The sequence below is a fragment of the Donghicola eburneus genome (assembly GCF_900115865.1).
In the GTDB taxonomy this organism is placed as follows: Bacteria; Pseudomonadota; Alphaproteobacteria; order Rhodobacterales; family Rhodobacteraceae; genus Donghicola; species Donghicola eburneus.
In genome coordinates this window covers 1-21,216 of record NZ_FOXY01000004.1, presented here as the reverse complement: position 1 = coordinate 21,216, position 21,216 = coordinate 1, and the positions used below count along the sequence as shown (strand labels likewise).

18 protein-coding genes, 3 tRNA genes and 1 riboswitch are annotated in these 21,216 nt (G+C 59.3%); of the genes, 11 read left to right on the top strand and 10 right to left on the bottom strand.

Annotated elements, in window-relative coordinates:
* Positions 1 to 131 precede the first annotated feature (131 nt).
* The 4 genes from ade (at position 132) to BM225_RS07695 (ending at position 4,912) form a co-directional block, all read left to right on the top strand.
* A complete protein-coding gene (ade, locus tag BM225_RS07710; RefSeq protein ID WP_072708608.1) occupies positions 132 to 1,937 on the top strand; it encodes an adenine deaminase in 1,806 nt (601 codons plus the stop codon).
* Between the two features lie 7 nt (positions 1,938 to 1,944).
* On the top strand, positions 1,945 to 3,423 hold the full coding sequence (locus BM225_RS07705) for an AMP nucleosidase (RefSeq protein WP_072708606.1): 1,479 nt from the start codon (positions 1,945 to 1,947) through the stop codon (positions 3,421 to 3,423).
* Positions 3,424 to 3,561: 138 nt separating this feature from the next.
* Positions 3,562 to 3,849 carry an HU family DNA-binding protein gene (locus tag BM225_RS07700; RefSeq protein WP_072708604.1) on the top strand — a complete coding sequence of 96 codons (288 nt, stop codon included), beginning with the start codon at positions 3,562 to 3,564 and terminating at the stop codon, positions 3,847 to 3,849.
* Positions 3,850 to 4,018: 169 nt separating this feature from the next.
* On the top strand, positions 4,019 to 4,912 hold the full coding sequence (locus tag BM225_RS07695; RefSeq protein ID WP_072708602.1) for a DMT family transporter: 894 nt from the start codon (positions 4,019 to 4,021) through the stop codon (positions 4,910 to 4,912).
* Positions 4,913 to 4,977: 65 nt separating this feature from the next.
* Here the strand turns inward: BM225_RS07695 and aroC are convergent, their stop codons facing one another.
* Positions 4,978 to 6,078 carry a chorismate synthase gene (gene aroC / locus BM225_RS07690; protein ID WP_072708600.1) on the bottom strand — a complete coding sequence of 367 codons (1,101 nt, stop codon included), beginning with the start codon at positions 6,076 to 6,078 and terminating at the stop codon, positions 4,978 to 4,980.
* A gap of 96 nt (positions 6,079 to 6,174) precedes the next feature.
* Positions 6,175 to 6,277, top strand: a riboswitch (TPP riboswitch).
* Positions 6,278 to 6,321: 44 nt separating this feature from the next.
* Between aroC and BM225_RS07685 the strand changes: the two genes are divergently transcribed.
* From BM225_RS07685 to rpiB, 4 genes are all read left to right on the top strand, one after another.
* Positions 6,322 to 7,311, top strand: a complete 990-nt coding sequence (locus tag BM225_RS07685; protein ID WP_092464148.1) for a thiamine ABC transporter substrate-binding protein — start codon at positions 6,322 to 6,324, stop codon at positions 7,309 to 7,311.
* Complete coding sequence (locus BM225_RS07680) at positions 7,287 to 8,810, top strand: thiamine/thiamine pyrophosphate ABC transporter permease ThiP (RefSeq protein WP_092464146.1); 1,524 nt, start codon at positions 7,287 to 7,289, stop codon at positions 8,808 to 8,810. The genes BM225_RS07685 and BM225_RS07680 overlap by 25 nt, the downstream gene beginning before the upstream one ends.
* Entirely contained in the window at positions 8,797 to 9,486 is a 690-nt protein-coding gene (locus BM225_RS07675; protein WP_092464144.1) for a thiamine ABC transporter ATP-binding protein, read from the top strand. The genes BM225_RS07680 and BM225_RS07675 overlap by 14 nt, the downstream gene beginning before the upstream one ends.
* 126 nt (positions 9,487 to 9,612) lie before the next feature.
* Positions 9,613 to 10,062 (top strand): ribose 5-phosphate isomerase B, encoded by a 450-nt coding sequence (rpiB, locus tag BM225_RS07670; protein WP_092464142.1) that lies wholly within the window; start codon positions 9,613 to 9,615, stop codon positions 10,060 to 10,062.
* 128 nt (positions 10,063 to 10,190) lie between these two features.
* Here rpiB and BM225_RS07665 read toward each other — a convergent pair whose 3' ends face one another.
* The 5 genes from BM225_RS07665 to dapF form a co-directional block, all read right to left on the bottom strand.
* The gene (locus tag BM225_RS07665) at positions 10,191 to 11,039 is read right to left on the bottom strand and encodes a cytochrome c1 (RefSeq protein ID WP_092464141.1); all 849 of its coding nucleotides are present in this window, start codon (positions 11,037 to 11,039) and stop codon (positions 10,191 to 10,193) included.
* Between the two features lie 14 nt (positions 11,040 to 11,053).
* A complete protein-coding gene (locus BM225_RS07660) occupies positions 11,054 to 12,382 on the bottom strand; it encodes a cytochrome b (protein WP_092464139.1) in 1,329 nt (442 codons plus the stop codon).
* An 18-nt stretch (positions 12,383 to 12,400) separates the two neighbouring features.
* Positions 12,401 to 12,964 (bottom strand): ubiquinol-cytochrome c reductase iron-sulfur subunit, encoded by a 564-nt coding sequence (gene petA, locus BM225_RS07655; RefSeq protein ID WP_092464137.1) that lies wholly within the window; start codon positions 12,962 to 12,964, stop codon positions 12,401 to 12,403.
* A 349-nt stretch (positions 12,965 to 13,313) separates the two neighbouring features.
* Positions 13,314 to 14,576, bottom strand: coding sequence for a tRNA (N(6)-L-threonylcarbamoyladenosine(37)-C(2))-methylthiotransferase MtaB (gene mtaB, locus BM225_RS07650; RefSeq protein ID WP_092464135.1), 1,263 nt, complete (start codon positions 14,574 to 14,576; stop codon positions 13,314 to 13,316).
* Complete coding sequence (dapF, locus tag BM225_RS07645) at positions 14,569 to 15,411, bottom strand: diaminopimelate epimerase (protein ID WP_092464133.1); 843 nt, start codon at positions 15,409 to 15,411, stop codon at positions 14,569 to 14,571. Before dapF ends, mtaB begins: the two co-directional genes overlap by 8 nt.
* Before the next feature lie 109 nt (positions 15,412 to 15,520).
* On the opposite strand from dapF, the gene BM225_RS07640 reads away from it, so the two are divergent.
* Both BM225_RS07640 and BM225_RS07635 read left to right on the top strand, forming a co-directional pair.
* A tRNA-Lys gene (locus BM225_RS07640) sits at positions 15,521 to 15,596 on the top strand.
* A gap of 148 nt (positions 15,597 to 15,744) precedes the next feature.
* Positions 15,745 to 15,820, top strand: a tRNA-Lys gene (locus BM225_RS07635).
* Positions 15,821 to 15,927: 107 nt separating this feature from the next.
* Here the strand turns inward: BM225_RS07635 and amaB are convergent.
* From amaB to BM225_RS07620, 3 genes are all read right to left on the bottom strand, one after another.
* Entirely contained in the window at positions 15,928 to 17,436 is a 1,509-nt protein-coding gene (amaB, locus tag BM225_RS07630) for an L-piperidine-6-carboxylate dehydrogenase (RefSeq protein ID WP_092464131.1), read from the bottom strand.
* 46 nt (positions 17,437 to 17,482) lie between these two features.
* Entirely contained in the window at positions 17,483 to 18,874 is a 1,392-nt protein-coding gene (gene hglS / locus BM225_RS07625) for a 2-oxoadipate dioxygenase/decarboxylase HglS (protein ID WP_092464129.1), read from the bottom strand.
* Positions 18,875 to 19,266: 392 nt separating this feature from the next.
* Positions 19,267 to 20,292 (bottom strand): LacI family DNA-binding transcriptional regulator, encoded by a 1,026-nt coding sequence (locus BM225_RS07620; protein WP_072708573.1) that lies wholly within the window; start codon positions 20,290 to 20,292, stop codon positions 19,267 to 19,269.
* Positions 20,293 to 20,402: 110 nt separating this feature from the next.
* Here BM225_RS07620 and BM225_RS07615 point away from each other — a divergent pair.
* Positions 20,403 to 20,479 (top strand) — tRNA-Arg (locus tag BM225_RS07615).
* Positions 20,480 to 20,529: 50 nt separating this feature from the next.
* On the opposite strand, the gene BM225_RS07610 is transcribed toward BM225_RS07615, so the two are convergent.
* Positions 20,530 to 21,129: a hypothetical protein gene (locus BM225_RS07610; RefSeq protein WP_092464127.1), complete on the bottom strand. Its 600-nt coding sequence runs from the start codon at positions 21,127 to 21,129 to the stop codon at positions 20,530 to 20,532.
* Positions 21,130 to 21,216 lie beyond the last annotated feature (87 nt).

The following is a 21,216-nucleotide window of genomic DNA, read 5'->3' as shown; positions in this document are numbered from 1 at the left end:
CTCATGTTTGGGCGTGGCCGTGCCGCTTTTCAAGACAAGTGTCGTAAGTCTGTGATCTGAAAATGTGCATTCTGCCCGTATTCTGAGCAACGCCCACTTGCGGCGCTAACAAATTTGGTCACACTCGGTACATGACACAAGCTGCTTTTAAATCATGGCCGGATGTTGCGGCCAATCTGGTGGCCGTCGCCGCGGGGCGTGCGCCGGCTGATCTGGTTTTGAAAAATGGGCGGTGGGTGAATGTCCACACCCGCGAAGTAATTGAAAATACAGACATCGCGATCAAGGATGGGCGGTTCGCCTATTGCGGGCCGGACGCCAGCCACTGCATTGGCGAGGGGACGCAGGTCGTCGATGTGGCAGGGCGCTATATGATGCCTGGTTTGTGCGACGCGCACATGCACATTGAATCGGGGATGCTGACGCCGGCGGAATTTGCCCGCGCGGTGATCCCTCATGGCACGACGACCATGTTCACCGATCCGCACGAGATCGCGAATGTTTTGGGCTTGGACGGCGTGAAGATGATGCATGACGAGGCGCTGATGCAGCCCGTGAACATCTTTACCCAGATGCCAAGCTGTGCGCCCTCGGCGCCGGGGCTAGAGACGACGGGGCAGGAAATCACCCCCGAGGATGTGGCCGAGGCGATGGCGTGGCCGGGGATCATCGGGTTGGGAGAGATGATGAACTTTCCCGGTGTGATCAATGCCGACCCCAAGATGCTCGCCGAGATTGCTGCCACTCAGCGCGCGGGTAAGACGGTGGGCGGGCACTATGCCAGCCCCGACCGTGGGCCCGCGTTTCACGCCTATGCGGCAGGCGGTCCGGCGGATGACCACGAGGGCACCTGCGAAGAGGATGCCATTTCCCGTACCCGTCAGGGGATGCGGCACATGATGCGGCTCGGCTCGGCTTGGTATGATGTGGAGACGCAGATCACCGCCATCACAGAAAAGGGGCTAGACCCGCGCAACTTCATCTTGTGCACGGATGACTGCAACGCTGGCACCTTGGTGAACGATGGCCACATGAACCGCGTGGTGCGACATGCCATCGAGTGTGGTTGCGACCCGCTGATTGCGATCCAGATGGCGACGATCAACACCGCAACTCATTTCGGGTTGGAGCGCGAGCTAGGCTCGATTGCCCCCGGTCGCCGTGCGGATGTGATTCTGACCTCTGACCTGAAGACTCTGCCGATTGAACAGGTCTATGCTCGTGGTCAACTGATCGCCGAGGGTGGGGAATGTCTGGTGGATTGCCCGCATTTCGATTGGCCCGACTCAGCTCGGAACACCGTGCATCTGGATCAGGACCGCGTCGCGGCGGATTTCGAGATCACTGCCCCCGAAGGTAAGAACTCTGTCACGGCCAAAGTGATCGGTGTCGTCGAAAACCAGGCCCCGACCAAGGCGCTGACCGCAGAACTGGCTGTCACCGATGGCTTGGTGCAGGGCGATTCCGCGCAGGACATCTGCCAGATTGCCTTGGTGGAACGGCACCGCGCGACGGGCGGCGTGACCAACGGGTTCGTCAGCGGCTTCGGCTATGACAAGCCGATGGCGATGGCCTCGACCGTGGCGCATGACAGCCACCACATGATCGTGGTCGGTACCGATCGCGAGATGATGGCGCTGGCCGCCAACCGCTTGGCCGAGGTTGGCGGCGGCGTGACCCTGTTCGCTGATGGCGAGGAGAAGGCGCTGGTTGAACTGCCCATCGCTGGCCTTATGTCCGACGACAACGCCGCAACCGTGGCGGCCAAGGCAACCGCCTTGGGACACGCCATGCAGGCCTGCGGCTGCACCCTGAACAATGCGTTCATGCAGCACTCGCTGCTGGCGCTGGTCGTCATCCCCGCCCTGCGTATCAGCGATCTGGGGCTTGTAGATGTCACCAAATTCGAAATTACGGACCTGTTTGAAGAAAGCTAATCCATAAATGAACAAGCCCGAACTACCGATTGAAACCCCCGAAATTCGGGGCCACGAATACTTTACCGACGCCAAGGCCGCCGTGGCGCGCTTGCGTGAACTCTATGACGAGTCGACAGGCTACCTGCATGACCGCTTTCAAGAGTTGATCGAAGGAGCTGAGCATCGGTCTCGTTATCGCGCCTACTACCCCGAGATCCGCTTTGTCACGTCGACCTTTGCCAAGCTGGACAGCCGTCTGAGTTTTGGTCACGTGGTCGAGCCAGGCACCTATGCCACGACCATCACGCGGCCCGATCTATTTTCGAACTACCTTGAGCAGCAGATTGGCCTTCTGATCGAGCATCATGACCAGCCGGTCGCTATTGGTCCCTCGCAAACGCCCATGCCGATTCACTTTGCCGTTCTTGGCGACGAAGAGATCGTGATCCCTCAGGATGGCGCGGCAACCTTCCCCCTGCGAGATGTGTTCGACGTGCCTGACCTGAATATTACCCATGATGCCATCGTGAATGGTGAAGGGTTCACCTATCCCGATGGCGCGCGTCCCTTGGCCCCGTTCACCGCACAGCGCGTGGACTATTCGCTGGCACGTCTGGCCCACTATACAGCCACTGATCCAGCGCATTTCCAGAACCACGTTCTGTTTACAAACTATCAGTTTTACGTCGAAGAATTCGAGGCTTACGCTCGCCAGATGTTGGCGAACAAGGCCAGCGGCTACACGTCCTTTGTCTCGACCGGAAATGTAGAAATCACCGAGGCGGACCAAGAGCTGGAAACGCCCAAAAAGATGCCTCAGATGCCAACCTACCATCTGAAGAAGGAGGACGGCAGCGGTATCACTTTGGTAAATATTGGTGTCGGCCCGTCCAACGCTAAAACGGCCACCGATCATATTGCCGTCCTGCGCCCGCACGCTTGGGTGATGGTGGGTCACTGCGCTGGGTTGCGGAACACGCAGGCCTTGGGTGACTTCGTTCTGGCGCATGCCTATTTGCGCGAAGATCATGTTCTGGATGCAGATTTGCCGGTCTGGGTCCCGATCCCTGCACTGGCTGAAATCCAGATTGCGTTAGAAGATGCGGTAGAAGAGGTTTCGGAACTCGAAGGCTACGAGTTGAAGCGCATCATGCGCACGGGAACAGTTGCGACCATTGACAATCGTAACTGGGAGCTTCGCGATCAGTCGGGGCCGGTTCAACGACTGTCCCAGTCGCGTGCCATCGCGCTCGACATGGAAAGTGCGACCATCGCTGCCAATGGCTTCCGCTTCCGCGTGCCCTACGGAACGCTGCTCTGTGTGTCGGACAAACCGCTCCACGGAGAGCTGAAATTGCCTGGTATGGCGAGTGACTTCTATAAAACTCAGGTTGCACGTCACCTATTGATTGGCATTCGGGCAATGGAAAGGCTGAGTGAGATGCCGCTAGAGCGTATCCATTCCCGTAAACTACGGTCATTTGAGGAAACAGCCTTTCTCTGAACTGTGATAAATCCGCAAAAATCTGCAATGTGGCCTTGAAAAAAAGGCCATTCAGATTGTCTTGTCCTGATATTTCGCGTTAGATGCCCCAACACGTACCCAGCGACGACTGGGAATAAAAATATACGGAGACCAGAAATGGCAAAGCCTATGACGAAAACCCAACTGGTTGCGGCTCTGGCCGAGGAGATGGGGGCAGAAAAGAAAGCAGCTGCGCAGGCACTGGACGCAGTGACCGCGATCATCACTCGCGAAGTTGCAGAGGGTGGTTCGGTAACCCTGCCTGGCGTTGGCAAATTCTACTGCCGCGAGCGCCCCGAGCGTATGGTACGTAACCCCGCCACCGGCGAGCAGATCAAAAAAGAGGCCGACAAGGTCGTCAAAGTGACTGTTGCCAAGGCACTGAAAGACAGCGTCAACGGCTGATCTTTTTGCGGGTTCCGCAAGGTTTCAGAGGGTCTCTGCCACTGCAGGGGCCCTTTTCTTTTTGCCGGGCTTTCTTGCGTCCGCTGCATGGCTGACATGACGCAGCTTTCGCTGGCGCCGCACCAATGTCTCTGGCAGGGTTCGCCGACGACCAACCCGGAGGGACCCCATGGATATTCGCGCGATGCTGGCCGGACTGGCTTTTGGACTGATGTGGTCCTCGGCCTTTACCTCTGCGCGGATGATTGTCGCCGAAGCGCCCCCACTGACGGCCCTCTCCCTGCGATTTCTGGTATCGGGTGTCATCGGCATGGCCATTGCCTATGCGCTTGGGCAGCGCGCGCGCCTATCTGCGGCCCAATGGCGGGCGACAGTGATCTTTGGTCTTTGTCAGAACGCCTTGTATTTGGGCCTGAATTTCATCGCTATGCAGACGGTCGAAGCCTCACTTGCGTCAATTGTCGCCTCGACCATGCCGCTCTGGGTCGCACTTGTGGGCGTGTCGTTCTTTGGCCAGACTGTCCGCCCAATTGGCTGGATCGGCCTGATCGCAGGCATCGCAGGGGCTGCCCTGATCATGGGAACGCGGGTGCAGGCAGGCGCTGATCCTTTCGGTCTGCTGCTCTGCGCGATTGGCGTGGCGTCCCTCTCTGCCGCGACATTGTCGGTGCGTGTCGCCTCGGCCGGAGGGAACCGCCTGATGGTTGTCGGTCTGCAAATGATGGTCGGCTCCATCGCGCTTCTGCCGTTCGCGATGATCTACGAATTCCCGACGCTGGACGTCACGCTTACCCCGCGCCTCACCCTCGCCTTCCTGTACACCACTCTCATTCCGGGACTTCTGGCCACCCTCGTGTGGTTCTGGCTGGTCGAGCGGATCGGAGCCGTGCGCGCCGCGACCTTCCACTTCCTGAACCCCTTCTTCGGGGTCGCAATCGCCGCGCTTCTGCTTGGCGAAACCATTGGTACCCTCGATATCGTCGGTGTGGCGATCATTGCGGCGGGCATCCTCGCCGTCCAACTCTCCAAAGAGGCCCCGCAAACAGAAAAGCGCACCGCGTAACAGCTGGGGCGCCCTTATTTCATCTTTGCCAAAATACTCCGGGGTCCGGGGTAGAGCCCCGGCGTTCAGCCGATTTTACCTTGGTTTTCGCCAACGTGACCACGGTGCAGCAGCAGGTGGTCAAGGATGACACACGCCATCATCGCCTCACCCACGGGCACCGCACGGATGCCAACGCAGGGGTCATGACGGCCCTTGGTGATGATCTCGGCCGGCTCGCCCGATTTGGTGATGGTCTTGCGCGTTGTCAGGATCGAGGAGGTCGGCTTCACCGCAAAGCGCACGACCACATCCTGACCAGTCGAAATCCCGCCCAAGATACCGCCCGCGTGGTTCGAGCTATACTCTGGTCCGTTCGGCCCCATGTAAATCTCGTCCGCATTCGCGCTGCCAGTCAGAGCCGCAGCCGCCATGCCTTCGCCAATCTCCACAGCTTTCACCGCGTTGATGCTCATCATCGCCGCCGCCAGATCGGTGTCGAGCTTGCCATAAATCGGAGCACCCAGTCCCGCAGGAACGCCCCGCGCGACCACTTCGATCACAGCGCCAACGCTTTCGCCCGACTTGCGAAGACCGTCCAGATAGTCGGCCCACTCAGCCGCCGCCACAGCGTCCGGCGTCCAGAAGGGGTTTTGCTCAACCTGGTCCCAATCGAACCGCGCACGATCAATCCCGTGGGGGCCCATCTGGGTCATGTAGCCTTTGATCTCGATACCGGGCACCAGCTTGTCCAGCGCCGCACGGGCCAACCCACCTGCTGCCACGCGGGCCGCCGTTTCACGGGCGGATGAGCGCCCGCCGCCGCGATAATCGCGGATACCGTATTTCTGCCAATAGGTGATGTCAGCGTGACCGGGACGGAACTTCTCGACGATATCGCCATAGTCCTTGGACCGCTGGTCGGTGTTGCGGATCATCAGCTGGACCGGCGTGCCGGTGGTCTTGCCCTCGAAAACACCGGACAGGATTTCGACCTCGTCAGGCTCGCGGCGCTGGGTGGTGAACTTGTTCTGACCGGGCTTACGCTTGTCCAGCCAGACCTGCAGCATCTCGGGCGTGATCTCGACGTTCGGCGGGACCCCGTCCACCGTTGCGCCCAAGGCAGGTCCGTGGCTCTCACCCCAAGTGGTGACGCGGAAGATGTGACCAAAGGTATTCAAGCTCATTGGGCTGGCTCCTGTTGCTTGGGGACGTTCGATAAAGGACGCCTGCGCCAGTGGCAAGCGCGGCCCTTGCATCATGCCCCGCGCCGCTCTAGGTGTTGGGACACCTCGGGGTGGCCGGAAACGGCCTGAGATGCGTCATCGCGAACCCGTTGAACCTGAACCGGTTAGGACCGGCGGAGGGAAGGTTGGTTTTCTGGTTCACAGGTCCAAACCGTCTCCGCCCGTAACAGTAGGAGACGCCCCATGAACAAGGCGCTTGTATTTGCAACGGGTCTGATCGCAGCCACTTCGGCAGCCGCCGAAGACAAACCTGTGCTGACGATCTATGCCCCCGACTATTTCACCAGCGAATGGGGCCCCGGTCCCAGCATCGAACAGGGTTTCGAGGCGATTTGCGCCTGTGACGTCCAGTATCAGGCCGGCGACGTGCTCCCCCGCCTGTTGTTGGAAGGCGAGCGCAACCGCGCGGACGTGGTGATCGGCCTGAACACCGACGTCAGCAAACAGGCCCGCGAGAGCGGCCTTTTCGCGCCTCATGGTCAGGATCTGTCCGGTCTGACCTTGCCGATCGAGTGGAACGACGACACGTTCTTCCCCTTCAACTGGGGCTACACCGCGTTCGTTTACAACAACGAGAAAATGGCGAACCCGCCTGCGTCGTTCGAAGAACTGCTGAACGCGCCCGATGATGCATTCAAAGTGGTGCTTCAGGACCCGCGCAGCTCGGTTTCGGGTCTGGCGACCCTGCTGTGGGTCAAAGCGATCTATGGCGACAAGGCGCCCGAGGCATGGGCCAAGCTGGCGCCCAAAGTGCTGACCGTGACCAAAGGCTGGTCCGAAAGCTACGGTCTGTTCACCGATGGCGAAGCGGACATGGTGATGAGCTACACGACCTCGCCCGCCTATCACATCATCGCCGAGGGCGACACGACCAAGCAGGCCGCGATCTTCCCCGAAGGTCACTACTTCATGGCCGAGCTGGTGGCGAAAACTGCGACGACCCAGCAGCCCGAGCTGGCGGATCAGTTCTTGGCCTATGTCCTGAGCGAAGAGTTCCAGAAGATGATCCCGACCGCCAACTGGTCCTACCCGTCGGCGCTGCCGCGGGATCAGTGGCCCGATGGCTTCCGTGAACTGCCCATGCCGGATCAGGCGATCTTCTACTCCGAAGACGAAGCCGCTGCCTTGCGCGACGCCGCGCTCGAGGAATGGCTGACCGCCTTCGGGGGCTGATCCCCCTCATTGCCGCCGCGCTCGTGGGTGCGGCGGTGCTCTTGCCTTTGGCTGCCGTTATCTGGCGGGCCGGAGGTCTGTCCCCTTTGGATAGCCGGTCGTGGGATGCGGTCTGGTTCACCCTGTGGCAGGCCGCCCTGTCGGCAGTGCTGTCTGTCGGGCTGGCGGTGCCTGTGGCCCGGGCATTGGCGCGGCGCCGGTTTCGCGGTCGCTCGGCGCTGGTGGCTTTGCTTGGTGCGCCGTTCATTCTGCCGGTGATCGTGGCGATACTGGGGTTGCTAGCGGTGTTTGGGCAAAAGGGATGGCTGTCTGACGTGCTGGGGCTGTTTGGTCTGCCTGCGGTCAGGATTTACGGGCTGCACGGCGTGCTCTTGGCCCATGTGTTTTTCAACCTGCCCTTGGCGACGCGCTTGTTGTTGCAAGGATGGCAGGACATTCCGGCCGAGCGGTTCCGTCTGGCTGCCACGTTGAACTTCCGCCCTTGGACGATGTTCCGGCTGATCGAATGGCCGATGCTGCGCCGGATTGCACCGGGGGCGGCAATGGTGATTTTCGTAATCTGCCTGTCATCTTTTGCGGTTGCGCTGACCTTGGGTGGTGGGCCCAAGGCGACGACGGTCGAGTTGGCGATCTATCAGGCCTTCCGCTTTGATTTCGACATTGGCAAGGCCGCGCAATTGGCCGTGGTGCAGCTGGTGTTGGCCGGTGGGGCGGCTTTGATTGCCATGAAACTGACGCTGCCTGAGGCTGGCTTCGGCGGATTGGACCGTGTGGTTCCGCGGTGGGATGGGAGCCGCATTGTGGACGGGTTCTGGATTGCGCTGGTCGCGCTCTTTCTGCTGTTGCCGTTGGCCGCGATTGGCCTGCGCGGCGCGGGGGCTTTGTTCAGTTTGCCAGCTTCGGTTTGGCAGGCTGCAGTTTACTCTGTCTCTGTGTCGATCGGGGCGGTCGTTGTGACCTTGGCTTTGGCGCTGCCGCTGGCGCTGTCCCGCCGGAAGTGGGTGGAGCTGGTTGCGCTCCTTGGGATCGCCAGTTCCCCACTCGTCTTGGGCACAGGCTTGTACTTGATGATAAATCCGTTCATTGCGCCGTGGGATGTGGCGCTGCCAGTCACTGCGGGCGTTAATGCTGTGATGGCGCTGCCCTTTGCTCTGCGCATTCTGCGCCCTGCAGCGGCGCAGATCGAGGCAGAGCATGGACGGCTTGCTGATAGCCTTGATCTACGCGGGTGGGCGCGTCTGAGATGGCTGATGTTGCCACGCCTGGGGCGCCCCTTGGGGTTTGCGGCAGGCTTAACAGGTGCCCTCGCTATGGGGGATTTGGGGGTCATCACACTATTTGCGGACCCCGATACTGCGACCTTGCCATTGCAAATGTACCGCCTGATGGGCGCTTACCGGATGGAACAGGCGGCGGGCGCGGCGTTATTGCTGCTCATCCTGAGCTTCGGGCTGTTCTGGATTTTTGACCGTGGAGGACGCGCCAATGCTGATGCTTGAGCAACTGAACATTGTGCAAGGTGACTTTGGCTTGCGCGCGGACTGGAGTGTGCCTGCAGGCACCCGAGTGGCTATTATCGGTCCCTCAGGCGGGGGAAAGTCGACCCTGTTGGGGGCCATTTCTGGATTTGTCGAGGCGTCTGGTCGAGTGCTGTGGGCGAATGCGCGACTGGATGGCTTGGCGCCTGGCAAGCGGCCAATTGCGATGTTGTTTCAGGACCAAAACCTCTTTCCACACCTAACTGCCGCGCAGAACGTCGGATTGGCGCTGAGCCAGAAGCGGTTGGCAGAGGCAGAGCGCTCGCGCGTCGAGAACGCTCTCGTGCGCGTGGGGCTGGAGGGGCTCAACAATCGTAAACCCGCGCAGCTGTCGGGCGGACAACAAAGCCGCGTCGCGCTGGCGCGGCTGTTGTTGCAAGACAGGCCACTCTGGCTGCTCGACGAACCCTTCGCGGCGCTCGGTCCCGGTTTGCGGTCGGAAATGCTGGCCTTGGTGCACCAGATCGCCGGAGAAGTTGGCGCCACCGTATTGATGGTGACCCACGACCCCGAAGATGCGCGCCGCTTTGCCCAAGCAATTGTTATGGTTGACCAGGGCATCGCGCAGGCGCCCCGTCCCACGGGACAGGTCTTTGCCAATCCAGATGCGGCACTGCGCGACTATCTGGGCCTATAAGCGGTTTGGAAATCCCCAATGCGGCACGACGGCCATTTGCCAAGAAGCCCCATTCCGCCTAATGGAGAACCAGAGCGTCAGGCATGCCTTGCCTGCGCCCCCTAATTTCGAGCGAGAGATCTGCCCATGACCGCCAAGAAACGTATCGTCCTGTCCAGCGACCACGCCGCGATCGAGCTGCGTCAGGCCATTGCCAAGCACATCGAAGAGAAAGGGTACGAGGCCGTAGACATCGGTCCGACCACGCCGGACAGCGTGCACTACCCCTCGATGGGTGAGGCCGCGGCGCAGAAGATTACGTCTGGTGATTGCGAGCTTGGAATTATCCTATGCGGCACCGGTCAGGGCATCATGATGGCTGCGAACAAAGTTAAGGGCATCCGCTGCGGTGTCTGCAACGAGACCTTTTCGGCCAAGATGATCCGCGCGCACAATGACGCGCAAATCCTGTCGATGGGCGCGCGCGTGGTTGGCCAAGGGCTGGCGCTAGAGATTGTCGACGCGTTCTTGTCTACCGAGTTCGAGGGCGGCCGTCATGGGCTGCGTGTAGACATGATCAAGGCGATGGAAGACTGATCCTTCCCTGTTGATTGTTTGAAGAGGCCGGTGCGAAAGCGCCGGCCTTTTTCCTTGGCGCGCCACACCCAAAGAAAAAGCCCCGCCAGATTGCTCTGACGGGGCTTTTTAATTCGTGCATCAGACGATTAGTCGTCTTTGCGGCCGTACTTGATGGGGGCCCAGATGCGCTTGTTGGTCAGGTACAGCAGAACTGCAAGAACCGCGAGGAAGATCACACCGGTCAGACCTGCGGTCTTGCGCTGCATCATCTTGGGTTCTGCGGTCCACATCAGGAACGCAGCAACGTCCTGAACTTCGTGGTGCAGTTCGTTCGAGTGACCATCGTCAAACTCAACATCTTCGCCCATCAGCGGGGGCGCCATGCCGATCCAGCTGCCGGGGACGGTGTGGTTGCCGTCTTCGTCTTTACACTCTTCGGGGAAGCCACCGGCGGTGAAGACGGTGTTGTAGTAGCCGGTGAAGTCCTCGGGGGCACACTCGGGTGCCTCGTGGTAACCAGCCAGCAACGACGCGATGTACTCGGGGCCGCCCATGCCTTTGACGATCTGGTTGATGCCCAGACCGATGGGGCCGTGGAAGCCCGCACGGCCTTTGGCCATCAGCGACAGGTCAGGTGCGTCTACAGCGTCGTTCGCAGGGAACTTGTCTGCAGGAGTCGCGGGACGGAAGTCGTCGATCGATGCGTCAAAGACTTCGATTTCCGACGCGTAGGCACGGACTTGGTCTTCTGGCAGGCCGGGGCCGGTTTCATCACCCAGAGTGCGCAGCGGTACGTAACGCAGACCGTGGCACGCCGAGCAAACCTCGGTGTAGATCTTCAGGCCGCGCTGCAGCTGGTTCTGATCGTAGGAGCCGAAGGGACCTTCGAAAGAGAAGTCGAAGTCTTCGACGTGGGCTTCGCCGCCTGCTGCCAGCGCACCCCCGGCCGACAGGCCGAGAGCAGCGATCGCAGTAAGGGTCAGTTTCCTAATCATTTGGGTCACCTTTCTTACTCGGCAGGGGTGGCGTCAGCCGACTTGCCGTAATGCGCTTTGAAGTCGTCTTCGATGGTCGCGACCGGGGTCTCGGGCTTCTCGAAGATGCCAAGCAGCGGCAGAACTACCAGGAAGTATGCGAACCAGTAGGTTGCACCCAGCAGCGAGATGTAGGGGTAGATACCTTCGGCGGGCATTGCACCGGCCCACATCAGAACCATGAAGTCGACGCAGAGCAGGCGGAACCACCATTTGAAGGCAGGGCGATAGCGGCCCGAACGAACGCTAGAGGTGTCCAGCCAAGGCGCCAGCGCCATGACAGCGATCGCACCGAACATCGCCAGAACACCAAAGAACTTTGCGTCGATGATGCCGAACGAGATCCAGCTTGCGAACTGAACAACCCAGACTTCCGAGTCAAACGCACGCAGGATCGCGTAGAAGGGCAGGAAGTACCATTCGGGAACGATGTGCGACGGAGTCGCCAGCGGGTTTGCTTCGATGTAGTTGTCAGGGTGGCCAAGGTAGTTGGGCATGAAGCCAACAACTGCAAAGAACACGGCCAGAACAACTGCCAGAGCGAACAGGTCCTTGATCACGAAGTAGGGCCAGAAGGGCAGAGTGTCTTTCTCTGCTTCGGCTTTCGAGGTGCGGCGCACGTCAACACCCGAGGGGTTGTTGTTGCCGGTGTGGTGGAACGCCCAAATGTGGACGACAACCAGACCTGCGATCAGGAAGGGCAGCAGGTAGTGCAGCGAGAAGAAGCGGTTCAGCGCGGGCTGACCGACAGCCGAAGCACCCAGCAGCCAGGTCTGGATCGATTCACCGATGAAGGGGATCGCGCCGAACAGGCCGGTGATAACTGCGGTACCGTGGAACGACATCTGGCCCCAGGGCAGAACGTAGCCCATGAACGCGGTGCCCATCATCAGCAGGTAGATCAGCATACCGATGATCCAGGTGATCTCACGGGGCGCTTTGTACGAGCCGTAGAACAGGCCACGGAAGATGTGCAGGTACACAGCAGTAAAGAACAGCGATGCGCCGTTCATGTGTAGGTAGCGGATAAAGTGACCGCCGTTCACGTCACGCATGATGTGTTCGATCGAAGCGAACGCCATGTCGACGTGGGGGGTGTAGTGCATAACCAGAACAACGCCGGTAATGATCTGCAGAGCCAGACAGAAGGTCAGAATGATGCCCCAGATCCACATCCAGTTCAGGTTCTTGGGGGTGGGGATCATCAGAGTGTCATACAGCAGGCCGATGATCGGCAGACGGCTGTTGACCGCTTTGGTGAAGCCGGACTTCGGCTCATAATGGTCGTGTGGGATACCCGACATAGTTAAATCTCCTCTCCCTTAACCCAGTTTGATCGTGGCATCGTCCACGAACTCGGCAACGGGGATGTGCAGGTTCTGCGGCGCGGGTCCTTTGCGGATGCGGCCAGCGGTGTCGTAGTGCGAACCGTGGCAGGGGCAGAACCAGCCACCGAAGTCACCTGCGCCGTCACCCAGAGGCACACAGCCTAGGTGGGTGCAGACACCCATCTGAACCAGCCATTCGCCGTTTTCGTCCATTGCGCGGTTCTCGTCAGTCGCCAGAGCGTCTGCGGGATCGTTTTCGTTCCGCGCGTTGGTGTCGATCAGGTCGCCCATTTCGACGGCACGAGCGGCTTCGATCTCGGCTTCGGTGCGACGACGGATGAAAACAGGCTTACCCTGCCACAGCACGGTCATCTGCGATCCGACTTCCAGTGCGCTCACGTCCACACGGATCGACGACAGCGCTTTCACGTCTGCCGAGGGGTTCATCTGATTGACGAGGGGCCAAATAGCGGCACCTGCAGTCACCGCACCTGCGCCAGCTGTGGCGTAGTAGAGGAAATCTCTGCGGGTGCCTTCGTGATCTTCTGCGTGGGACACGAGGTTTCTCCATTCTCTTGTCGGCCGAACCCCAAAGAATGTCAGAGCAAAGCCGAACCGATACAGATTTGGGCCACGGATTGCCGCAGCCCTTGTCATCACGCGCTATTTAACGAGAGGGTTTGCATCCGTCCAGCGGACATTCGAGCGCATCTGCAGCATGACGGTCGGGAAAATGGTCCGAGTCGCCGCAAATCAACAGTTATGCGTCAGAACACCACATCTAATCAGCGGAAGGGTGCATTCAATAGCACCCGTCGGAGAATCAGTTTTGCCTGTGGTTTGGGCGATCCTGCGATGTCGCGACGCCCAAGTGATTCTGGCGGAAATCCTGAGACTTCCGCGTAGCTTATGCCAGAAGTTGCCCGCCAGAAATGCCCCGAATGGTGGCTCGGACGATCTGGCTTTCGGGCTGATCGGTGTCGAACAGAACTTCGGTGAATTGCTCGGTCCGGCCCATGCGGTTGTTTTCCAGCAAAATCGAATGGTCCCGACCGACTTGCGACGAAAGGTGCATCTGTACGCGGCGCTCGCCGGCATCACGCAGGCGCGCGGCCCGTTCCTTGATGGCTTTGCCGTTCACTTGGGGCATCCGTGCGGCAGGAGTGCCGGGGCGGGGCGAATACGGGAAGACATGTAGCCAGGTCAGGTGACACTCGTCCACCAGCTTTAGCGAATTTTCGAAGTGCGCGTCGGTTTCCGTAGGGAAGCCCGCAATGATGTCCGCGCCAAAGGTCATGTCGGGACGCAGCTTGATCGCCTCTTCGGCAAAGCGAATGGCGTCGTCGCGCAGGTGGCGGCGTTTCATACGCTTTAGGATCAGGTCGTCGCCGTGCTGCAGAGACAGATGCAGGTGAGGCATCAGGCGCGGCTCGGTCGCGATGGCCTGCATCAGGGCTTCGTCGACCTCGATGGAATCAATCGAAGAGATTCGCAGGCGGGGCAGATCGGGCACCAGTTTCAGGATGCGCAGCACCAGATCCCCTAGCTTGGGGGAGGCGGGCAGATCCGCGCCCCAACTGGTCAGGTCCACGCCGGTCAGAACCACTTCGTTATAGCCGCGCTGTACCAGACGCTTGATCTGATCCACAACGACGCCCGCAGGCACAGACCGTGAGTTGCCGCGGCCGTAGGGAATAATGCAGAAGGTGCAGCGGTGATCGCAGCCGTTCTGGACCTGCACATAAGCGCGGCTGCGGGTGCCGAAGCCGTCGATCAGGTGGCCAGCGGTTTCGGTGACAGACATGATGTCGTCGACCTGCACGCGTTCGGTCTCGCCGATAAAGTTCGGGCCCTTGGCCAGCCCTTGCCACGTCTCGGCCTGCATCTTTTCGGTATTGCCGATGATGTGGTCGACCTCTTCCATCTCGGCAAAGGTCTCTGGCTCGGTCTGCGCGGCGCAGCCGGTCACGATGATCTTGGCGTCTGGGTTCTCGCGGCGGATACGGCGGATTTCCTGACGGGCCTTGCGCACAGCCTCAGAGGTGACGGCACAGGTGTTCACCACATGCGCGTTAAACAGGCCGGCTTGCTGGCTCAGCTCTTCCATCGCGTGGGTTTCATAGGCATTTAGGCGACAGCCCAGAGTGGTGAACTTGGGCACATCAACCATTGTGAGCCTCTAGGAATGCCGGGGTAAAGGTGCCGCTGAACACATGGGCAGTCGGCCCCTCCATCCAGACACCATCGTCGCGCCAGTCGATGACCAGATCACCAATCTCGAGGCTGATGCGGACCTTGCGGCCAGTGATGCCACGGCGGGCAGCAGCGACGGCGGTCGCACAGCTGGACGAACCGGACGCCATGGTGATGCCGGTGCCACGCTCCCATACCCGCATCCGCAGGTGGTCGGGGCCGATCAGGTGCGCGACCTGAACGTTGGTGCGCTCTGGGAACATCGGATGATGTTCGTGGGCAGGGCCAAAGGTCGTCAGGTCCACAGACTCGGCATCGTCGACAAAGAATGTGCAGTGCGGGTTGCCCATGCCGGTCGCGACGGGGTCGCCATCAATCGGCAAATGCAGGGTGTCGATGTCCTGCGCAATGGGCACTTCGTTCCACGCCAGCAGCGGCGCGCCCATATTCACGCGGGTCAGGCCGTTGCCTGCATCCTCGCAGCGCAAGAGGCCGCGCTCGGTCTCTAGCACCAGACGGTCTACGCGGCGGGTGTCCATCAAATGGCGGGCGATGCAGCGGGTGGCGTTCCCGCAAGTCGCCGACAAGGAGCCATCGGCATTATAAAAGACCAAACGCGCGTCGGCGCGAACCGATTCCTCAATCACGGCCAACTGGTCGAAACCGACGCCCGTATTGCGGTGGGCAATCGCGGAAACCAGCGAATCCGACAGTCCACCGGCGACGTCGGTTCCATTGATCACTACGAAGTCGTTGCCTAGCCCGTGCATTTTCATGAAGGGCAGGCCGGAAGAAGCGGTCTGTGTCTGCATGGCGGGGCATATACGCCTGCCGTCCAGATGAATCCAGCGGGTGACACAAAAAGTTTGCAATTCTCTATTGACCGATGTCCCGCAAACCCATAGAGGAGGCCCCCTAAGTGGGCCGTTAGCTCAGTTGGTAGAGCAACTGACTTTTAATCAGTGGGTCGCAGGTTCGAATCCTGCACGGCTCACCACTTATCCAAAACATCGCTGTTTTCCCGTTTCTTTCAACGGGGTTACTGCGTCTTGGCGTTGGTGTCAGGCGCGCAGGAAAAAGAGTCAGCTTTTTCGGATTCTTCTATTGACCGCCTTGCCGCGACCCCTTAGAGGAACGCCTCAAGTGGGCCGTTAGCTCAGTTGGTAGAGCAACTGACTTTTAATCAGTGGGTCGCAGGTTCGAATCCTGCACGGCTCACCACTTACCAGAAAATATGAATATTTGGTCGCGTCTTGGCGCGTTCTGATTCTGAGTGCTTCGTCGGCATGACAGAATGAACAGGGCGCCCGTAGGCGCCCTCTAAGTCATCAGATGTCGAACTTGACGCCCTGCGCCAGTGGTAGTTCGCGCGAGTAGTTGATCGTGTTCGTGGCACGGCGCATGTACCCCTTCCACGCGTCCGATCCGGATTCGCGGCCCCCGCCGGTCTCCTTCTCGCCCCCAAAGGCTCCGCCGATCTCGGCGCCAGATGTGCCGATGTTCACGTTGGCAATCCCGCAATCGCTGCCAGCCGCCGAGAGGAACAGTTCTGATTCTCGCAGGTCGGTGGTGAAGATGCTAGAGGACAGACCTGCCGCGACGGCATTGTGCGCTTCTATCGCCTCCTCAAAGTCGGCGTATTTCACGATGTAGAGGATCGGCGCGAAGGTTTCCTCCAGCATTGGTCCGCATTGCGAGGGCATTTCGACGATGGCCGGGCGAGCGTAGTAGGCATTTTCTGCGCCCGTATCCACGCGGCCCCCGCCGTGTACAGTGCCGCCCGCAGCCTTGGCGTCGGCCAGAGCCTTTTCCATATTGTCGAAGGCCGCTTTGTCGATCAGCGGACCAACCAGAGAGTCGGTTTCCAGCGGATTGCCGACACTGACGGATGCGTAGGCTTTGATCAATCCGGGGACGAGATCATCATAGACGTCTGCGTGGACGAAGAGACGGCGCTGGGTGGTGCAGCGCTGGCCTGCGGTGCCCATTGCGCCGAATGCGACGGCCCGCAGTGTCATGTCCAGATCAGCCGAGGGGCAGACGATCCCGCCGTTGTTCCCGCCAAGCTCTAGGATGCAGCGACCGAAGCGTGCGGCGACTTTTGGTGCGACGATGCGGCCCATGCGGGTCGAGCCGGTGGCAGAAAGCAAGGCGACGTCGGGGCTTTCGACCAGAGCGTTCCCCACATCAGCGCCGCCGATCAGAACCTGGGCCAAGCCTTCGGGTGCGTCACCAAAGCGAGCGATGGCACGCTTCAGAATGGCATCGCATGCCAGCGCCGTCAGAGGCGATTTTTCTGACGGTTTCCAGACGACCGAGTTGCCGCAGACCAGTGCCAGCGCGGTATTCCAAGACCAGACCGCCACGGGGAAGTTAAAGGCTGAAATGACACCGACTACACCCAAGGGGTGCCACTGCTCCATCATCCGGTGGCCAGGGCGTTCTGTAGCTATGGTCAGGCCGTAGAGCTGGCGCGACAGGCCGACCGCAAAATCGCAGATGTCGATCATCTCTTGCACTTCACCAAGGCCCTCGGACGGGATCTTGCCTGCCTCGATGGAAACCAGACGACCAAGGTCCTCTTTGGCGGCGCGCAGTTCCTCGCCAAACAGGCGGACCAGTTCGCCGCGTTGCGGGCCGGGGGTGACGCGCCACGCCTTGAAGGCCTGTTTGGCAGTCGCGATCGCGGCGTTGGCGCTGTCGATGGTTGCTTCGGGCAGAGCGCCTGTCTGCTCGCCAGTGACTGGGCTGTAGCTGGCGAGCGTGCCGCCGGTATAGGCGGCCTCGCCTACGCCGAGTTTCGACAGAATCTCTGCAGCAGCGTTGGAAAGGGTCATTCTTACTCTCTTCTGTTGTGCCCTTCGGTCGGGCGAAGGAGGCGCGTCACTCTGCGGCGGCGGCGCCTGTGGTCAGGATGGAAATGCAGCGAATGCGCGATTGGTCTTCGATCCGCTGATAGTGATCAAATTCGTTAAGCACGGGCTGGCCCAAATCGGCTTCGAAGTGCTGTTGATTGGGGCTTGCGGCGAATTCCTGTGCAGACTCGTCGCCGAGATTTGACTGGAAGATGCCAGCGGCGCTGACGGGTAGGAAATCTTCGTAGATGATTGGGTCGATGCGCAGGTAGCCAGCCGCCAGTAGGCTGTCTGCGTCTGTCTCGGTTAGTTGTCCGGCGGCGGCCGCACCTTTGTCGGTGAGGGACCATTCAAAATACCCCAAACCTGCCGCGCGGATCTCGGTCAGATCGTCCGGAAAGTCCGAAAACGTCGCGCTTAGGGTCGACATATACTCTGCCGCGTTAGAGCCATCTGCTGCGGGCAGACACTTGGCGCGCGTCGCTGTAAGCAGTTGATCGTACAGGGCGCGGCCCTTGGGGGTCAGTGCCTGACCGCGCGCCTCTATTTCGCCAAAGCGGGCGGTGTGGGACCCTTCGACTCCGTCGAAACTGACCGCCTCTGACAGTGCCTTGAAACTAGTCTGGCGCAAGAGAATCGGGCAGTCGCGGCGCGGTGGGCCTTCGACGACGGCTTTGGGGGCGATACCGTGATCGGGCATCAACTGTTGGACGCGGTCGATATCCAGTGTGCGCGGGGTTAGATGATTGATGTGCGGCCCGCGAAAGGACACCACGTCCGCGATTAGTCGGTGGGCGTCGTGAAGCCGTTTGTAGAGGTCCGCGTTGACGTTGGCTTCGGGGTGCCAGCGAAAGGTTTCGAGCGCTTCGGCGACAAAGGCATTCGCCTCTGCATCGGTCAGCCCACCTTGCTTTTCCGCCCGTTCAATGAGCTCTAGGCACCGTGGGGTGTAAATCTGCCGCGCGTCCAGCACCATGCGAGCAGTATCACGGAGAGCTTCGTCCGCTATCAAGTCGAGTCGCAAGAGTGAGGTAAAGACTCGAAACGGATTGCGGCGCAGAGCTGCCTCGCCTACGGGGCGGAACGCGGTAGAGTGCACGGGGACGCCTGCTTCGGTCAGGTCGTAGTACCCGACAGGGTGCATGCCCATGATAGCGAAAAGCCGCCGGATCGTTTCCAGTTCCTCGGCTGTGCCGAGCCGGATCGCTCCGTGCCGTTCTTCGGAAATACGAGACAGCTGATCTGTTTCCTCAAGATCTGCGCGCAATGTAGTGTTGCCGTCCAGCACGTCGGCATTCACGTCTGCAACGATCTGCATGAGGGTGCCGTAAGCTGGGACTTCGGTCCGATACATCTCTGACATTGCTGCGGAAAAGCGGCTACGGATGTCGTCGGGATGGGTGAATTCTGGTTCTGACATCAGGATGACCTCAATGTGGCAAGCGAATTGCAATGACCTTACATGATGTGACGGGGAAATGTTGTGACGCCTTGGCTCGACGTTATTCCCAAGTGGAATGATCAAGCCTTTGCGCGACAAAGTCACGGTCTGTTTTGAAGAGAAAAAAGGGAGGTCCGAAAAGAAAATGACCCGACGCGATGCGCCAGGCCATTCCCAATTTCACTGAAGCCGCTCTGCTTCTTTAAACGAGCACTCGATACCAAAAAACTTGGAACTCATACTCGACAGCACAACACGCTGTCGTTGGGATGGTTGTATACAATCAACTACCCTAAGTCTATAATACCTTAGACACAAAACACGTAAGCTTACGTTACGTTACCTTACGTTAACGGCAACTAGAGGGCTACCTAGTATCGCTTCAATGTATCTCCGAAGGCGATGCGCGGTGTCAGCTCCACGATTCTCTCGGGATCTGGGGAATCTGCGTCGTTTCTTGCTGCGATGATTTCAGCAGCTTTTTGGCCGATCTCTTTGCGGCAGGCATCCATTGTCGCCAGCTGGCGCGGCAGACCGTCCAACAGCTCGACCCCGTTAAAGCCAGCGAGGCCGATCTGACCCGGGATGTCGATCCCTTGCTCCAGTAGCCACAGCATGCCGCCTGCGCCGATCATGTCGTTCGAGTAATAGATGAAGTCCAGATCTGGCGTGCGTTCGAGCAACTCTTGGGTCAGCTCGCGCCCTTTGAGCAATGCAGACCCGCCAGAGTAGAACTCCTGATCTGCGATCTCGATACCTGCTTTGGCGAGCGCCTCTGTAAACCCTTCGAAGCGTTTGCGGGCACGGTGATCCATCGGCATCTTGGTGCCAAGGAAGCCGATGCGCTTGTAGCCTTGCTTGATGATCGCCTGTGCCATCTCGCGGCCGGCACGGCGATGAGAAATACCGACCATGCTGTCGACGCATTTGCCATCCACGTCCATGATCTCAACAATAGGAATGCCCGCAGCGACCATCATCGCACGTGCGGCATCCGAATGTTCAAGACCTGCGATGATGACGCCCGACGGCCGCCAAGAAAGCATCTCGTACAAAACGCGCTCTTCGGTCTCTGGATTGTAATCGGTTACGCCCACAACGGGCTGCAAATCAGTCTTGCTCAGGACCTCGTTGATGCCAGTCATCACGTTTGGAAAGACCATGTTCGACAGGCTCGGAATAACGACGCCCACCAGATTAACGCGCTGGCTAGCCAACGCTCCGGCAATCTTGTTCGGGACATAGCCCAGTTCACGCGCCGCCTTGAGGACCCGTTCGCGGGTTGCCTCTGACACGTCGCCGCGGTTCCTGAGAACGCGGCTGACTGTCATTTCGGAGACGCCCGAGGCTTCGGAAACATCACGCAGGGTAAGCGGGCGCGTCGGGGTATTGGTCATGGCCGTTCCGTCTATTGCTTATTTCCATCTTTGTCCCAACCGGCCCGAGTGTCCAGTACGAACCATTAGGGTTGCGCTGGACATTTGTTTTAGCCACAAGAGGCCCGCGTGGCCCCGTGGCTCAACTGGATAGAGCAGCCCCCTCCTAAGGGGCAGGTTACAGGTTCGAATCCTGTCGGGGTCACCAAGGTCAAACAAAGAAATGGCTACTGGGCATGCTCGCTTTGTTTGAAAGACTTACTCAAACATCAGACGCGTCGCAGATACCATCTTCGCGAAACGCCTTGGGTTCTTTACTAACATTTTTGCCATAATTTCTGTAGTCGCGGAGAAAGCTTCTATGGTTTCTCTATTGAAATAATCCCCAACTTCCATGGACTGGCTTTCTCTGGTTGCCTTCGTGCCACAACTTTCCAGCGCCGTGCTCATAGCATTGCCACCAAAGAACGTCTCATCAAGTGCATTTGCATCTTTCGAGTATCTTGTTTTCACCCGCTCAACAAATACGTCTGGAAGACGCAGTTTGGCGCCATTTTCTCCGAGCTTACGGGCATTGATATGTTCGCTTATGCTGCGGCCGAAAGAGCTTCTCGCTTCAAAAAATGAAGGATTTTTCTTTGGCTCTGTAGAGGGGCGATGACCATCGAGAACTAGATGCGCGAGGCGAAGCAACGAAAGCTGTGGCAGCGTTAGTGAAGTATTTGAAGATGCAGTGCCTGATATTGTGAAGTTCTCGTGTCCCAGTGAAAATTTGAAAAAATCTTCAACTACATCGTTCTTGTAGAACTCTGATCGAACAAAAGGTTTGGCTACAAATCTCTCACCAAAGGTAAGCATTCGGCGTAGGCCACGGCGCGGTCAATGCGCGTGGTCTTGATCCATTTCGATGCGCTCTTTCAGGTTTTCGATCCCGAACGGAGAAAA

What these genes read in the sequence shown, in the direction of transcription:
- ade (WP_072708608.1), top strand. Translation starts at nt 132, where the DNA reads ATGACACAAGCTGCTTTTAAATCATGGCCGGATGTTGCGGCCAATCTG.
- BM225_RS07705 (WP_072708606.1), top strand. Translation starts at nt 1,945, where the DNA reads ATGAACAAGCCCGAACTACCGATTGAAACCCCCGAAATTCGGGGCCAC.
- BM225_RS07700 (WP_072708604.1), top strand. Translation starts at nt 3,562, where the DNA reads ATGGCAAAGCCTATGACGAAAACCCAACTGGTTGCGGCTCTGGCCGAG.
- BM225_RS07695 (WP_072708602.1), top strand. Translation starts at nt 4,019, where the DNA reads ATGGATATTCGCGCGATGCTGGCCGGACTGGCTTTTGGACTGATGTGG.
- aroC (WP_072708600.1), bottom strand. Translation starts at nt 6,078, where the DNA reads ATGAGCTTGAATACCTTTGGTCACATCTTCCGCGTCACCACTTGGGGT.
- BM225_RS07685 (WP_092464148.1), top strand. Translation starts at nt 6,322, where the DNA reads ATGAACAAGGCGCTTGTATTTGCAACGGGTCTGATCGCAGCCACTTCG.
- BM225_RS07680 (WP_092464146.1), top strand. Translation starts at nt 7,287, where the DNA reads ATGGCTGACCGCCTTCGGGGGCTGATCCCCCTCATTGCCGCCGCGCTC.
- BM225_RS07675 (WP_092464144.1), top strand. Translation starts at nt 8,797, where the DNA reads ATGCTGATGCTTGAGCAACTGAACATTGTGCAAGGTGACTTTGGCTTG.
- rpiB (WP_092464142.1), top strand. Translation starts at nt 9,613, where the DNA reads ATGACCGCCAAGAAACGTATCGTCCTGTCCAGCGACCACGCCGCGATC.
- BM225_RS07665 (WP_092464141.1), bottom strand. Translation starts at nt 11,039, where the DNA reads ATGATTAGGAAACTGACCCTTACTGCGATCGCTGCTCTCGGCCTGTCG.
- BM225_RS07660 (WP_092464139.1), bottom strand. Translation starts at nt 12,382, where the DNA reads ATGTCGGGTATCCCACACGACCATTATGAGCCGAAGTCCGGCTTCACC.
- mtaB (WP_092464135.1), bottom strand. Translation starts at nt 14,576, where the DNA reads ATGGTTGATGTGCCCAAGTTCACCACTCTGGGCTGTCGCCTAAATGCC.
- dapF (WP_092464133.1), bottom strand. Translation starts at nt 15,411, where the DNA reads ATGCAGACACAGACCGCTTCTTCCGGCCTGCCCTTCATGAAAATGCAC.
- amaB (WP_092464131.1), bottom strand. Translation starts at nt 17,436, where the DNA reads ATGACCCTTTCCAACGCTGCTGCAGAGATTCTGTCGAAACTCGGCGTA.
- hglS (WP_092464129.1), bottom strand. Translation starts at nt 18,874, where the DNA reads ATGTCAGAACCAGAATTCACCCATCCCGACGACATCCGTAGCCGCTTT.
- BM225_RS07620 (WP_072708573.1), bottom strand. Translation starts at nt 20,292, where the DNA reads ATGACCAATACCCCGACGCGCCCGCTTACCCTGCGTGATGTTTCCGAA.
- BM225_RS07610 (WP_092464127.1), bottom strand. Translation starts at nt 21,129, where the DNA reads ATGCTTACCTTTGGTGAGAGATTTGTAGCCAAACCTTTTGTTCGATCA.